This window comes from Aeromonas rivipollensis, assembly GCF_037811135.1.
Lineage (GTDB): Bacteria > Pseudomonadota > Gammaproteobacteria > Enterobacterales > Aeromonadaceae > Aeromonas > Aeromonas rivipollensis.
Genome location: NZ_CP149130.1, coordinates 4,224,067 through 4,237,500, shown reverse-complemented (window position 1 = coordinate 4,237,500; position 13,434 = coordinate 4,224,067). Strand labels below are relative to the sequence as shown.

Genomic DNA, 13,434 nt, shown 5'->3' with positions numbered 1-13,434 from the left:
CCAGTAAGTAATATCCGGGAGACACACGGCGGGTGCTAACGTCCGTCGTGAAGAGGGAAACAACCCAGACCGCCGGCTAAGGTCCCAAAGTTCTGGTTAAGTGGGAAACGATGTGGGAAGGCTCAGACAGCTAGGATGTTGGCTTAGAAGCAGCCATCATTTAAAGAAAGCGTAATAGCTCACTAGTCGAGTCGGCCTGCGCGGAAGATGTAACGGGGCTCAAACCAGGCACCGAAGCCGCGGATTCACACTTATGTGTGAGTGGTAGGGGAGCGTTCTGTAAGTCTGCGAAGGTGTATCGAGAGGTATGCTGGAGATATCAGAAGTGCGAATGCTGACGTAAGTAACGATAAAGGGGGTGAAAAGCCTCCTCGCCGGAAGACCAAGGGTTCCTGTCCAACGTTAATCGGGGCAGGGTGAGTCGACCCCTAAGGTGAGGCCGAAAGGCGTAATCGATGGGAAGCAGGTTAATATTCCTGCACGACTTGTAATTGCGATGGGGGGACGGAGAAGGCTAGGTGGGCCAGGCGACGGTTGTCCTGGTGAAAGTGCGTAGGTGGTGTTTCTAGGCAAATCCGGAGACACAACACTGAGACACGAGACGAAGCCACTACGGTGGTGAAGCCATTGATGCCCTGCTTCCAGGAAAAGCCTCTAAGCTTCAGATTACAAGTCATCGTACCCCAAACCGACACAGGTGGTCGGGTAGAGAATACCAAGGCGCTTGAGAGAACTCGGGTGAAGGAACTAGGCAAAATAGAACCGTAACTTCGGGAGAAGGTTCGCTCTTGACAGTGAAGTCCCTTGCGGATGGAGCAGTTGGGAGTCGCAGTGACCAGATGGCTGGGACTGTTTATCAAAAACACAGCACTCTGCAAACACGAAAGTGGACGTATAGGGTGTGACACCTGCCCGGTGCCGGAAGGTTAATTGATGGGGTTAGCGCAAGCGAAGCTCTTGATCGAAGCCCCGGTAAACGGCGGCCGTAACTATAACGGTCCTAAGGTAGCGAAATTCCTTGTCGGGTAAGTTCCGACCTGCACGAATGGTGTAACCATGGCCATGCTGTCTCCACCCGAGACTCAGTGAAATCGAATTCGCCGTGAAGATGCGGTGTACCCGCGGCTAGACGGAAAGACCCCGTGAACCTTTACTACAGCTTGGCACTGAACATTGAACCTACATGTGTAGGATAGGTGGGAGGCTTTGAAGGCGTGACGCCAGTTGCGCTGGAGCCGTCCTTGAAATACCACCCTTGTATGTTTGATGTTCTAACGCAGGGCCCTGAATCGGGCTCGCGGACAGTGCCTGGTGGGTAGTTTGACTGGGGCGGTCTCCTCCCAAAGAGTAACGGAGGAGCACGAAGGTTGGCTAATCCTGGTCGGACATCAGGAGGTTAGTGCAATGGCATAAGCCAGCTTAACTGCGAGACGGACAGGTCGAGCAGGTACGAAAGTAGGTCATAGTGATCCGGTGGTTCTGAATGGAAGGGCCATCGCTCAACGGATAAAAGGTACTCCGGGGATAACAGGCTGATACCGCCCAAGAGTTCATATCGACGGCGGTGTTTGGCACCTCGATGTCGGCTCATCACATCCTGGGGCTGAAGTCGGTCCCAAGGGTATGGCTGTTCGCCATTTAAAGTGGTACGCGAGCTGGGTTCAGAACGTCGTGAGACAGTTCGGTCCCTATCTGCCGTGGGCGTTGGATGATTGAAGGGAGTTGCTCCTAGTACGAGAGGACCGGAGTGAACGAACCTCTGGTGTTCGGGTTGTCACGCCAGTGGCACTGCCCGGTAGCTAAGTTCGGAATCGATAACCGCTGAAAGCATCTAAGCGGGAAGCGAGCCCTGAGATGAGTCATCCCTGACCCCTTGAGGGTCCTAAAGGGCCGTTGGAGACCACAACGTTGATAGGTGGGGTGTGTAAGCGCGGCGACGTGTTGAGCTAACCCATACTAATTACCCGTGAGGCTTAACCATACAACACCCAAGAAGTGTTCTAAGGCTTGTAGCAAGTGAACGAACTACTTACCTAATTCAGTGATAGCGACGAGGCAACAGCCAATCAGTCGTTACTCACGTCAGCTTTCCGAGATTGAAGTTATTTGCCTGGCGGCCATAGCGCCGTGGAACCACCTGATCCCATGCCGAACTCAGAAGTGAAACGCGGTAGCGCCGATGGTAGTGTGGCATTCGCCATGCGAGAGTAGGACACTGCCAGGCACCCAATTAAACGGTGATGTGAGAATCACATAACCGGCTGCGAGGATGACACCTCATGAAGCGGCAGAAGATTTAGCGCAAGCTAACCGAATGCGGAGCGGTAGTTCAGTCGGTTAGAATACCGGCCTGTCACGCCGGGGGTCGCGGGTTCGAGTCCCGTCCGCTCCGCCACTAATTAGAAAGCCCAGTCGAAAGACTGGGCTTTTTTCGTTTCAAGCCCCTGAAACACCACAGTCACCACTAAAGGTGCCACGGAATCACCGACTTGCCACATTACCTCTGTTTGTCATCTCGGCTCACACGGCTTCCCTGGACACTCCGCCACTGATTTTGCTTTGGTGCATATGAAGTAGAGGGAGGGGCAAACCGTCCACTCAACAGACTTGGCTGCCCGTTGAATAGAGAAGTGACGAAATAGTGTCCCGCTGTGCGGCTAAGGCGCTCTGCTCTTCTGCCAGTACAATGGATATTGGTTTCGATAACAGTGGTCAGGAGCCGTCCACGAGGTGCATGCAAGGCTTCCAGTGCCTGAGGCGGATGGTAACAGCTCCGAGGCATGGAGGAAGTGCGAGCACAATATGAGCTGATTCGTTGGAGTGCATATAAAGAAAAGGGGACGGCGTTTGCCGTCCCCTCAAGTCATCTCGTCCAGTCCCTGAACTGCCATGCTCCCTGCAATCCTTGACTCTATCCTTTCCTTTGGAATTTCCCCTTCCCATTCCATTGGGGTGTCCTGTGGCCATCCTAGCCTGGCAATCACTCCTGATTGCTTCACCATCTCCATCCTGGAGGTGTCCATTACCACATCCCGTGGTGTTCCTTGCGTCATCCTGACAGATAACCACCCTGGTCATCTCGCTTCATCCTGAAGCTGTTCCTGCCGCTCCTGCGGGTTCCTATCATCCTTGAGAGTGACTATCCGTGCCACTCAGCCTCATCCCGAGGTGTCCTGTGACCGCATCCTGCGGTTGTCCTGTCATTCCTTGTGATAACCATCCGGGTTATCAACCTCATCCTGAGGTGTCCTGCCACATCCTGCGGCTTTTCCTATTTATGCGCCGTTCCTGCATCCTGCCGGACCAGCCGTCCTTGTGAGACCCATATTAAGGCAATCGTGAGGAGGAACAAGGCATGAGAGGCCATCAGATAATGCCGGGTGATGAATGGATATCTGTCATTAATCTAAATTTGTCTTTTTTATCAGTGATTTATTTAGTTTCCCAGGAAAGCATGGGGCACTTGGGATGGCTTCGCGTACGGCTCGACACTGAGGGGTCTTACAGGAGGAATGGCGGATCTCTCACAACCAAAAACAGGGAGGCAAACGATGGTACAGAAGGTTCAATCAGGGGTGTAAGAGTTAAAAATTAATTGAATAATTATGTGTAAAAAACAGACAAAAGCCGAGCTCAAGCTCGGCTTTTCATCATTCATCCGATTGTGCTCAGCTGACCCGGGTACCCGGTGTCGGATATGCCTTGCGCAGGGACTCCGGAGCCAGGACTTCCAGGTTGCCACTCATGTTGTTCAACCAGGAGCGGAACTCCGGCGTATCCTGGACCTCGGTCTCTACCACCACGCTGCGCTTGTCGTAGCGGGTCATGCGTGGGTTGTGTCCCGGGATCTGCCCATCGATAAGGGTGGGACAGTTGGCATCGATGCGTCCGACGAAGCGGATCGGGCCGCTGACGTCCTGATAGCCCTGGTCGCGGATCAGCTTCTGGACGTTGAAATCCTTCGGCTGGGTGGCACTGAAGTTGGTCAGTTCCACGTTCTTGATGTGATCGAACGGAATGCCATAGACCTTGGGATCCAGCTCGGACAGGGTGCAGAGCAGGATGGGGCCATCGGGCTGGTTCAGGATCCCGAGCGGATTGATGCGGTCATAGCAGAGCCACACGGTGCGCTCCTTGATGACACGCTGGATCTCGGCGCTGAACTTGCGGCCACGCCAGAGGGCGTCGCGGATCAGGGTGCTGCGGCGGATCTCCGGGTTGCCGGCAAACGGACGCGGCGACTGATGCACGCTCTCGAGCCAGCGTTCCGCCAGTTCGCTCTGGCTGTCACGGATCACCTGGCTGGCCTTGTCGACCAGGGGGTTCAATTCGGTCAATACACTCGCCGGTAGCAGTTGGCTCGCCTGATCGCTCCAGGTTTTCAGGGCCACCGCCAGCGAGAGCGGCATGATGTTGGCAAAGTCGTTGAGGCCATGGCGCTCGAAGCACCAGCCGTGTGGTTTGCTGCGCTCATCCGAGGTGAGGTCGAACAGTCCCATGCCGGACATCTCTTCCAGGTCCCGTTGCACGGTACGCAGACTGACGTGAATGCCTTCCTCTTCCAGTTTTACCTGGAGTTGGCTGGCGGTCAGCTTGTAAGGGCGGTGCGGGATGCAACGCGCCAAGGTCAGTTGTCGTAACAGCTTCTTACTCATGGTGCATGCCTTCACTGGTTTAGCGTTGAGTGTATCCTAGCCATGGTGTGCGACAGTCTATGTCGCAAGTTTTGCTGCGACAACTGTCGCCATTTTCATACATAACAAGATAAGTAATTGATAAGTAATGTTAAATAAAACAAAGCAGGGGCTGTTTGGAGCTTTATTTTGCCAAAATAAAGTGCTCTTCATATTTACCGGTTGTCACGACGGGGGAGAAATGTGTAGGGAGCCAAGGGAGAGGGGGCTATCCGGCAGGGGGGAAAGAGGTGAGGGGCTGAGCCCTCACCGGCAAAGAGGTCGTTCAGGCCAGCCAGGACCAGGCTGACTTGGTGATGGCGGCGCTAATCATGTAACCAAATACCGCGAGGGCGGCGACCCCGGCGACCAGCTTCTGGCCTTGGGCAGGGCGCTTGAGCGCCATGACGCCGAGACCTATGTAGAGCACCAGTGCGATCAGCTTGGCCATCAGCCAGGGTTGCTGGCCCGGGCTCATCTGCAGGGTGACCGCCAGCAGCACGCCAAACAGCAGCAGCAAGGTGTCGTTTATATGGGGCAACACCTTGAGCCACTTCTGTTGCAGGCGCCCGCTGCCAGCCAGTGCCAGGCTCCAGCGGTAGATGAAGAGCAGCAGGCTGACCATGGCCAGGGTCATGTGCAGGTGTTTGAGCATGGGGTAATAGGCAATCATATTGCTTCCTTGTCGTTGTCGGGCAGACCGCTGTTCCAGTTGTGAGCGTGGGTACGCTCCTGTCCTTCCTGATCGTCTTGCAGCAGATCGGAGAGGATCTCGCGGTATTGCAGGCTCTTGTTGATATAGGTGTGCTCGTCATCCAGGTAGTTGACCTGTTCCCGCAGCAGCCGGTTGTCATACTGCTTGAACACCTGACCCGCACGCCAGGCCTGGTTGGCCCGAAATCCGAGCTGGGTCAGGGCCTCTACCCCCAGATCCACGGCCGATCCCAGGGTTTCCCGGTGCACGCTGTCGACCCCGTGACGGAGGATCTCGTGGGCATGGGGCCTGTCCTGGGCGCGGGCCAGTATCTTGAGGTGCGGGAAGTGTTTCTTCACCATCTCGATCACCTCGAGGGAGGTAGCCGGATCGTTGATGGAGAGCACCAGCAGCTTGGCCTTGTGGGCCCCGGCGGCATGGAGCAGGTCGAGCCGGCTGGCATCGCCGTAGAATACCTGATAGCCGTACTTGCGCAGCATTTCTATCTGGCTGGCGTCCTGCTCGAGTATGGTGGTGCCTATGCCGTGGCCGTGCAGCAGGCGCCCCACTATCTGACCGAAACGGCCGAAGCCGGCGATGATGACGGGGTGCTCGACCAGTTCGGGTTGCTCGTGTTCGGGCTGGTCGGCCTGGTTGCGGTAGTCGAACCAGGGCTGGATCACCCGATCGTTGAGGATCAGCAGGAGCGGCGTCAGTGCCATGGAGAGCGCCACCACCAGGGTCAGCAGCGAGATGGTGTCACCGGGCAGCACCTTGTTCTGGGCGGCGAACGAGAACAGCACGAAGGCGAACTCCCCCCCTTGTGCCAGCGCCAGGGCGAAGGTCCAACGCTGGCTAGGCGAGATGCGAATGATCAGGCCGAGCACCATCAGCACCCCCCATTTCAGGAGCATCAGCCCTATCACCAGGGATGGAATGAGCAGGGGATGGGCGGCAAAGAGGCCAAAATCGATGCCAGCACCCACCGACATGAAGAAGAGGCCGAGCAGCAGCCCCTTGAACGGCTCTATGTCCGCCTCCAGCTCGTGGCGATACTCGCTGTCTGCCAGCACCACGCCGGCGAGAAAGGAGCCAAGGGCGGGTGAGAGTCCCACCGACTCCATCAACACGGCGATGGCGATCACCAGCAGCAGGGCGGCGGCGACGAAGATCTCCCTCATGTGGGACTGGGCTATGGCACGGAACACCGGCCGCATCAGGTAGTGGCCACCCAGCACTATGCCGGCGATGGCGGCGACCACCAGCAGGCCGTGCTGCCAGCCCGCCAGATCCGGATTGCCGTTGCTGACCACAGGGGCTATGGCGAGCAGCGGCAGTATGGCCAGGATGGGAATGACGGCGATGTCCTGGAACAGCAGCACCGCGAAGGCGGAGCGCCCGCTCTCGCTCTGCATCAGTTTGCGCTCCTGCAGGCTCTGCAGCACTATGGCGGTGGAGGAGAGCGCCAGAATGAGGCCGATGGCGAGCCCCTGTTGCCAGGGCAGGCCAAGGAGATAGCCCACTCCGGTCAGGGCGGCACTGGTGAGCAGCACCTGCAGGCCGCCGGTGCCGAGGATGGGGCCCTTCAGCTGCCACAGCAGGGCAGGGCGCAGCTCGAGGCCGACCAGGAACAGCATCAGCACCACCCCGAACTCGGCGAAGTGCATCACATCCTTCTGCTCCCCCACCAGCCCCAGCAGGAAGGGGCCTATGATGATGCCCGCCAGCAGGTAACCGAGCACTGAACCCAGCCCCCAGCGTTTGGCCAGCGGCACCGCTATCACCGCCGCCGAGAGATAGATCAAGGCGTCAAACAACAATCCGTGCCCCATCAGCCGGCCCTCCGTTCGTCTCTGTTCGTCAGGGCCGGCTGCGCAAGCCCGATGAAAATCCAGCCCGTCGTCATGACAACTCCCCCAGCAGATCCCGCAGATAGGTGCTGCCTGCGAGCTGGGCCGGGGTCAGCCGCTCATCGCGCAGGGCGCAGATCAGCTGGCGGTAATCCTGGCCACAGCGGCGCAGTGCCTCCGGATCCTTGAGCTTGTGGAAGGAGTGCAGCACGAAGGGGGGTAGCCACTGCATGCCGCACAGCTGCGCGGTCTGCTGGAACGGCAGCAGGAAGTCGAGCAGCGGGCGCTGGTTGTAGCCCTCGCTGCAATATGACTCGGGAGCGCCCCCCGTGGTGATGGCAGAGAGCCACTGCTTGCCGCTGAGGGCGTGGGCCTCTGGACCGTAGGCGTAGCCGTACTCCAGCACCAGGTCCATCCACTCCTTCATGATGGCCGGGCAGGAGTACCAGTAGAAGGGATGCTGGAAGACGATGATGTCGTGTTCCGACAGCAGGGCCTGTTCCCGCTTCACGTCGATGAACATGTCCGGGTAGTGGTGGTAGAGGTCGTGCAGGGTGATGCCCTCCAGGCCGTCGAGTGCCTGCAGCAGCTGCCTGTTGGCCCTGGAACTCTGCAGGGCCGGGTGTGAGAAGATGATCAGAATGCGTTTCATGGGGTCCTAGCCTGAAGAGGGGCCTGGTGCCGATAAAAAAGGGCGGTGAGCTGCGACGTTATCAAGAAGCACCCCGGCCCGCCAGTTCCGGGATCAGGTCGCGCAGCGCCGGATTGAGGGTCTGGTGGGCGGGATAGCAGAGCCCGATGCGGCGAAACATCCGGGGTCCGCTCACCGCAACAGTGCGCAGACCCGGCTCATCTTCCACCAGCCCGTCGGGCAGGAAGCTGATGCCCACCCCCGCCAGCACCAGCGCCATCACCAGCCCCTTGCTCTCGGCCTTGGCCACCAGATTGAGGGTGAGCCTGTCACAAGCCAGCAGGCCTAGGGTCTGCTGATGGGCTTCGCAGGGGGGGCATTCAATAAAATCATGATGTTGCAGCTCTGCCAGCGGGATCCTCTCGCGACTGGCAAGGGAATGGTCGACCGGGACGCAGAGCACATAGTCCTCCTCCCAGAGCGGCAGGAAGATCTCGTCCTCCCGGCGCAGGGCATCCAGGGTCAGCCGGCAGTCGGCAGGGGTGCCGTAGTCGGAGAGGGTGAGATCCAGCTCCGGCAGCACGCCCTGCACCCGCTGCAGCAGCCCGGCCAGCCGGCGGCGGCTCAAGTCCGGCATGATGGCGATGTTGAGCCTGGCGCGCGTCGCTTTCTGGCGAAACAGGGTCGGCAGGCGGCGCGCCTCCTCCACCAGCTTGACCGCGTGGGGATAGAGATAGTGGGCCGGGTCCTTGGCCTCCACCCCCTTCTTGCCTCTGATGAAGAGGCTGTCACCGAGGGCCTCCTCGAGCTGGCGCAGCCCCGCCGAGAGGGAGGGTTGACTGACGTGGCAGCGTGCCGCCGCCGCCGTGATGTTCTTCTCTTCATAGATGGCGATGAAGAAGCGTAGCAATCTCAGGTCCAGCATAAAACCAACCATAGTTTTTTCAGATGATAACCAGCGGAAAACAATATTTATCACCGATAGATGTGGCGACTATAGTGATTGAGTCCCGTGCTGGCCAGCCCTTGTTTGACTCAGCTCCTCAATGAATCAGAAGGAAATACCCATGTCCAAGTCCCTCGTCGTGATCACCGGTGCCTCCGCCGGGATCGGTGCCGCCATCGCCCGCGCCTTCTCTGCCGCCGGTCACCCTCTGCTGCTGCTGGCCCGCCGGGTCGAGCCCATGCAGGCGCTAAACCTGCCCGATGCGCTCTGTGTCGGGGTCGATGTCACCGACACCGCCGCCATGAAGGCCGCCGTCCAGCAGGCGGAAGCTAGATTCGGCCCTGTGGGCTGCCTGGTCAACAACGCGGGCGTCATGCTGCTGGGTCGTGCCGACGTGCAGGATCCCGCCGAGTGGCAGCAGATGCTCAACATCAATGTGTTGGGGGTGCTGAACGGCGTGCATGCCGTGCTGGCCGGGATGAAGGCGCGCCGCAGCGGCACCATCATCAACATCAGCTCCATCGCCGGTCGCAAGACCTTCCCGAACCATGCCGCTTACTGCGCCACCAAGTTCGCGGTGCATGCCCTGACCGAGAACATTCGGGAAGAGGTGGCGGACGTCGGCGTGCGGATGGTGACCATAGCCCCTGGGGCGGTGGAAACCGAGCTGCTCAGCCACACCACGGACGAGAGTATCAAGGCCGGCTACCACGGCTGGAAAGAGGAGATGGGTGGCGTCATCGCCCCCGAGGTGATTGCCGAGGCGGTGCTCTATGCCTGGAACCAACCCGCCAACGTCTGCGTGCGCGAGATAGTGCTGGCAGCCACCCGCCAGCAACCCTGATGACCATGACGGCGGGGAGGGCTTGACCCTCCCCCTGGGCCAAGGGTTACCATAGGCCCTCTTCGATCACTGAGTCATCCCATGGTCCTGACCCGTCGCCAACTCGCTCGCGCCCGCCGCTGGCTCCCCCTGTGGAGCTTGCTGATGGTGCTGATGTCGTTTGGCAGCCGGGCGGCGACCGATCTCTGTACCCTGACGCCTCATTGCAGCCAGAGCGAACGCACCCTGGAAAAAGCCATGCCTTGCGGCAGCTTCACCTCGGCACTCGCCATGACGGTGCTCACCGGCGACAGCCTGACGGTGGCCTGGCTTGAGCCCGACATGCCAGCATTCATTTCCCCCTCCCTCTTCATGCCGGAGGTGCCGCTAGAGCGGCTCGAACGGCCCCCTCGCCAGATAGGTTGAATCGAGTTACCCGTTTTTTGGGCATTTCTTCTTATCCGAGGTGAGTCATGTACAAGTCTCTGTTACTGGCCGTGCTGGCCGGTACCGTCAGTTTTTCTGCTCTGGCAACCGAGCAGATGACAGTCTACAAGTCCAAGTATTGCGGCTGCTGCAAGACCTGGATCAAGCACATGGAAGAGAACGGCTTTGCGGTCAAGGTCGTCGAAACCGAGCAGCTTGAACCCGTCAAGCAACAGTACGGCATCACCCCGCAGCTGGCTTCCTGCCACACCGGGGTGGTGAACAGCTATGTGGTGGAGGGACATGTGCCCGCCGCCGACGTGCAGAAGCTGCTCAAGGAAAAACCGGCGATCCGCGGCCTGACCATTCCGGGCATGCCCCAGAGTGCACCGGGCATGGATATTCCGGGTCAGCCCTACCAGGTGCTGAGCATCAGCGAGGAGGGCGCGACCAAGGTCTGGTCGAGCTATCCCGGCTGACGAACACTGGTCATGAGCCGGCACCACTCCATCATGTGAGGCACACCTGAGCGAATCAGTGCCGCTCATAGCCAGAGCAGGAGGGCCACCCTTGTGAGAGGGTGGCCCTTTTTCATGGTTTGGGGCCGAATGTCCGGGGATCACTTGCAACCCAGGGCGACAAGGGGCAGATTGATCGCCAATTTATTTTCTCAGGGGCGATGTTCCGGTTTGCCTGCCTTGTTTCCGCACCGGCGGAGTGAGCGGCGGCGGCTTGATCGTCAATTCATGGCGCTCCCCGCGAGCCTGCCTGCCCTGTTACAGCGCAAAGGATGCGACATGTTCATCTTTCCCCGAGGGTTGCTGCTGCTGGCTTGTCTGGTCGCCGTGCCCTGTACCCATGCCAATGAAGAGCCCGTCATGCCGACAAGCGAAACCCCCATCCTGCCTCCTGTGGCCCCCAAGCACCCCCATACCCTGAAAAAGCACGGGGACGTCCGGATCGACAACTACTACTGGCTGCGTGACGACGAGCGGCAGAAGCCCGAGGTGCTGGATTATCTCAAGGCCGAAAACGCCTACACCGAGGCCATGCTCAAGCCAGTCCGGCCGCTGCGCGACCAGCTCTACAAGGAGATGGTGGCCCGCATCCCCCAGCAGGACGAGTCGGTGCCCTATGTGAAGAACGGCTACCGCTATCAGACCCGCTATGAGCCGGGCAAGGAGTACGCCATCTACTCCCGCACCAGGGTGGGGGAGAAGGACGCCAGCCTGATGCTGGACAGCAACCAGCGCGCCGAAGGCCACGAATTCTATTCGCTGGGGGCCCTGGAGGTGAGCCGCAACAACCGCTGGCTGGCGGTGGCGGAAGACTTCCTCTCCCGCCGTCAGTACCAGATCCAGTTCCTCGATCTGGAGAGCGGCACCTGGGCGACAGACAAGCTGGAAAACACCTCGGGCAACCTGGTGTGGGCCAACGACAGCAAGACGGTGTTCTATGTGCGCAAGCACCCCAAGACACTGCTGCCCTATCAGGTCTATCGCCACGAGCTGGGCAGCGACCCCGCCAAGGACCAGCTGGTCTACGAGGAGAAGGATGACAGCTTCTACGTCAGCCTCTATGCCACCACCTCGGAAGACTTCATCGTCATCGCCCTCTCCAGCACCACCACCAGCGAGGCGCGCCTCATCGACGCCAACACGCCGGTCCAGGCGCCGCGCCTGTTCCTGCCCCGTCAGGTGGATCACGAATACAGCCTGGATCACTACCGCGGCCGCTTCTATGTGCGCTCCAACAAGGACGGCAAGAACTTCGGCCTGTACGAGACCAGGGAGAGCCCGGTGGATCGCTGGAAGGCGGTGATAACCCCCAATCCGGACGTGCTGCTGGAGAGCTATGCCCTGTTCAGGGACTGGCTGGTGCTGGAGGAGCGCAGCAAGGGGCTGACCCGGCTGCGCCAGATCAACTGGCAGAGCGGCGAGCAGAAAGAGATCGCCTTCGATGATCCCACCTATGTCACCTGGCTCGCCTACAACCCGGAGCCGGAGACCAGCGCCCTGCGCTATGGCTACTCCTCCATGACCACGCCGTCCTCCACCTATGAGCTGAACCTGGACAGCGGCAAGCGCACCCTGCTCAAGCAGCAGCCGGTGGCGGGCTTCAAGGCCGACAAGTATGCCAGCGAGCGGGTCTGGGTGACCGCCCGCGACGGGGTAGCTGTGCCTGTCTCCCTGGTCTATCGCAAGGATCTGTTCAAGAAGGAGGGCAAGAACCCCCTGCTGGTCTATGGCTACGGCTCCTACGGCGCCAGCATGGATCCCGACTTCAGCAGCTCGCGCCTGAGCCTGCTGGACAGGGGCTTCGTCTACGCCATCGCCCATGTCCGGGGCGGCGAGGAGCTGGGGCGCCCCTGGTATGAAGATGGCAAGCTGCTGAAAAAACAGAATACCTTCCACGACTTCATCGACGTGACCGAGACGCTGGTGGCCCAGGGCTATGGCGCCAGGGACCAGGTCTACGCCATGGGGGGCAGCGCCGGCGGCCTGCTGATGGGGGCCATCATCAACCAGGCGCCAGAGCTCTATCGCGGCGTGGTCGCCCAGGTGCCCTTCGTCGACGTGGTCACCACCATGCTGGACGAGTCCATCCCCCTCACCACAGGGGAGTACGACGAGTGGGGCAACCCGAACCAGAAGCGCTACTACGACTACATGAAGAGCTACAGCCCCTACGATCAGGTCAAGGCGCAAGCCTACCCCAACCTGCTGGTCACCACGGGTCTGCACGACTCCCAGGTGCAGTATTGGGAGCCCGCCAAGTGGGTCGCCAAGCTGCGGGAGCTGAAGACGGACGACAACCAGCTGCTGCTCAGCACCGACATGGATGCCGGTCACGGCGGCAAGTCGGGGCGATTCAAGGCCTACGAGGACATAGCCCTGGAATTCGCCTTTATCCTGGAGCTGGCCAAGCCGAAGGCATAAGGCTGGGTTAACCGCTTGTTGCTGAACCGCGATCCGGGCGCCAGGAATGGCGCCGATTCGCAGATGAGATCAGGCCGGCGAGGGCAACCCGCCGGCCTGTGTCTTGATCCCTATCCTGACCCTGTCTCGGGCCGCCCTCAGCCAGATGGCAGCCCTTGCCAGTCAAGGGCTACAAAAGAATCCACCCCTCCATTTCCCCCGCTGCCTGCGCACACAAAACCAATTAATCCACGACCGATGAATTGATGATCCAGTTCAAATTTCTCGCTATTTAAATCCACCGTTTTGCCATTTTGTTTGATTTATGTTGGCACTCTGTGCCTAATCAAGGGGTTACAACTTTTGATCCGGCTATTTTGTGGTCGAATCACCCTCAGTCGGCATGACGCTGATTATCTCACCGCAGGATGATGGTGGCTTCTGGAAGGGCGTTCGCCGCTCGACCATTTCCT

Annotated in this window: 9 protein-coding genes, 1 tRNA gene and 2 rRNA genes (1 of these 12 only partly in view); 7 read left to right on the top strand and 5 right to left on the bottom strand. The window is 59.5% G+C overall.

Annotated features, from left to right (window positions below; genetic code table 11):
• The 3 genes from WIR04_RS19340 to WIR04_RS19330 all read left to right on the top strand — a co-directional run.
• Positions 1 to 1,981 (top strand): 23S ribosomal RNA (locus WIR04_RS19340) (it extends 909 nt beyond the left edge of the window).
• Positions 1,982 to 2,109: 128 nt separating this feature from the next.
• Positions 2,110 to 2,224: ribosomal RNA gene (rrf, locus tag WIR04_RS19335) — 5S ribosomal RNA — on the top strand.
• A gap of 94 nt (positions 2,225 to 2,318) precedes the next feature.
• Positions 2,319 to 2,395: transfer RNA gene (locus WIR04_RS19330), tRNA-Asp, on the top strand.
• 1,273 nt (positions 2,396 to 3,668) lie between these two features.
• Here WIR04_RS19330 and WIR04_RS19325 read toward each other — a convergent pair.
• The 5 genes from WIR04_RS19325 to WIR04_RS19305 form a co-directional block, all read right to left on the bottom strand.
• Positions 3,669 to 4,655, bottom strand: coding sequence for a helix-turn-helix transcriptional regulator (locus WIR04_RS19325; protein WP_025325391.1), 987 nt, complete (start codon positions 4,653 to 4,655; stop codon positions 3,669 to 3,671).
• Between the two features lie 304 nt (positions 4,656 to 4,959).
• Complete coding sequence (locus WIR04_RS19320) at positions 4,960 to 5,346, bottom strand: SirB2 family protein (RefSeq protein WP_338889107.1); 387 nt, start codon at positions 5,344 to 5,346, stop codon at positions 4,960 to 4,962.
• On the bottom strand, positions 5,343 to 7,199 hold the full coding sequence (gene kefC, locus WIR04_RS19315; protein ID WP_338889105.1) for a glutathione-regulated potassium-efflux system protein KefC: 1,857 nt from the start codon (positions 7,197 to 7,199) through the stop codon (positions 5,343 to 5,345). Before kefC ends, WIR04_RS19320 begins: the two co-directional genes overlap by 4 nt.
• A 70-nt stretch (positions 7,200 to 7,269) precedes the next feature.
• Positions 7,270 to 7,869 carry an NAD(P)H-dependent oxidoreductase gene (locus tag WIR04_RS19310; RefSeq protein WP_111910799.1) on the bottom strand — a complete coding sequence of 200 codons (600 nt, stop codon included), beginning with the start codon at positions 7,867 to 7,869 and terminating at the stop codon, positions 7,270 to 7,272.
• 61 nt (positions 7,870 to 7,930) lie between these two features.
• Entirely contained in the window at positions 7,931 to 8,773 is an 843-nt protein-coding gene (locus WIR04_RS19305) for a LysR family transcriptional regulator (protein ID WP_338889100.1), read from the bottom strand.
• 142 nt (positions 8,774 to 8,915) lie between these two features.
• Here WIR04_RS19305 and WIR04_RS19300 point away from each other — a divergent pair, with 142 nt between their 5' ends.
• The 4 genes from WIR04_RS19300 (at position 8,916) to WIR04_RS19285 (ending at position 12,982) form a co-directional block, all read left to right on the top strand.
• Positions 8,916 to 9,638 (top strand): SDR family oxidoreductase, encoded by a 723-nt coding sequence (locus WIR04_RS19300; RefSeq protein ID WP_338889098.1) that lies wholly within the window; start codon positions 8,916 to 8,918, stop codon positions 9,636 to 9,638.
• 81 nt (positions 9,639 to 9,719) lie between these two features.
• The gene (locus WIR04_RS19295) at positions 9,720 to 10,043 is read left to right on the top strand and encodes a hypothetical protein (RefSeq protein ID WP_307765196.1); all 324 of its coding nucleotides are present in this window, start codon (positions 9,720 to 9,722) and stop codon (positions 10,041 to 10,043) included.
• Between the two features lie 47 nt (positions 10,044 to 10,090).
• The gene (locus WIR04_RS19290) at positions 10,091 to 10,522 is read left to right on the top strand and encodes a DUF411 domain-containing protein (protein ID WP_338889095.1); all 432 of its coding nucleotides are present in this window, start codon (positions 10,091 to 10,093) and stop codon (positions 10,520 to 10,522) included.
• A 318-nt stretch (positions 10,523 to 10,840) separates the two neighbouring features.
• Complete coding sequence (locus tag WIR04_RS19285; protein WP_338889093.1) at positions 10,841 to 12,982, top strand: S9 family peptidase; 2,142 nt, start codon at positions 10,841 to 10,843, stop codon at positions 12,980 to 12,982.
• Positions 12,983 to 13,434: the final 452 nt, after the last annotated feature.

What these genes read in the sequence shown, in the direction of transcription:
- WIR04_RS19325 (WP_025325391.1), bottom strand. Translation starts at nt 4,655, where the DNA reads ATGAGTAAGAAGCTGTTACGACAACTGACCTTGGCGCGTTGCATCCCG.
- WIR04_RS19320 (WP_338889107.1), bottom strand. Translation starts at nt 5,346, where the DNA reads ATGATTGCCTATTACCCCATGCTCAAACACCTGCACATGACCCTGGCC.
- kefC (WP_338889105.1), bottom strand. Translation starts at nt 7,199, where the DNA reads ATGGGGCACGGATTGTTGTTTGACGCCTTGATCTATCTCTCGGCGGCG.
- WIR04_RS19310 (WP_111910799.1), bottom strand. Translation starts at nt 7,869, where the DNA reads ATGAAACGCATTCTGATCATCTTCTCACACCCGGCCCTGCAGAGTTCC.
- WIR04_RS19305 (WP_338889100.1), bottom strand. Translation starts at nt 8,773, where the DNA reads ATGCTGGACCTGAGATTGCTACGCTTCTTCATCGCCATCTATGAAGAG.
- WIR04_RS19300 (WP_338889098.1), top strand. Translation starts at nt 8,916, where the DNA reads ATGTCCAAGTCCCTCGTCGTGATCACCGGTGCCTCCGCCGGGATCGGT.
- WIR04_RS19295 (WP_307765196.1), top strand. Translation starts at nt 9,720, where the DNA reads ATGGTCCTGACCCGTCGCCAACTCGCTCGCGCCCGCCGCTGGCTCCCC.
- WIR04_RS19290 (WP_338889095.1), top strand. Translation starts at nt 10,091, where the DNA reads ATGTACAAGTCTCTGTTACTGGCCGTGCTGGCCGGTACCGTCAGTTTT.
- WIR04_RS19285 (WP_338889093.1), top strand. Translation starts at nt 10,841, where the DNA reads ATGTTCATCTTTCCCCGAGGGTTGCTGCTGCTGGCTTGTCTGGTCGCC.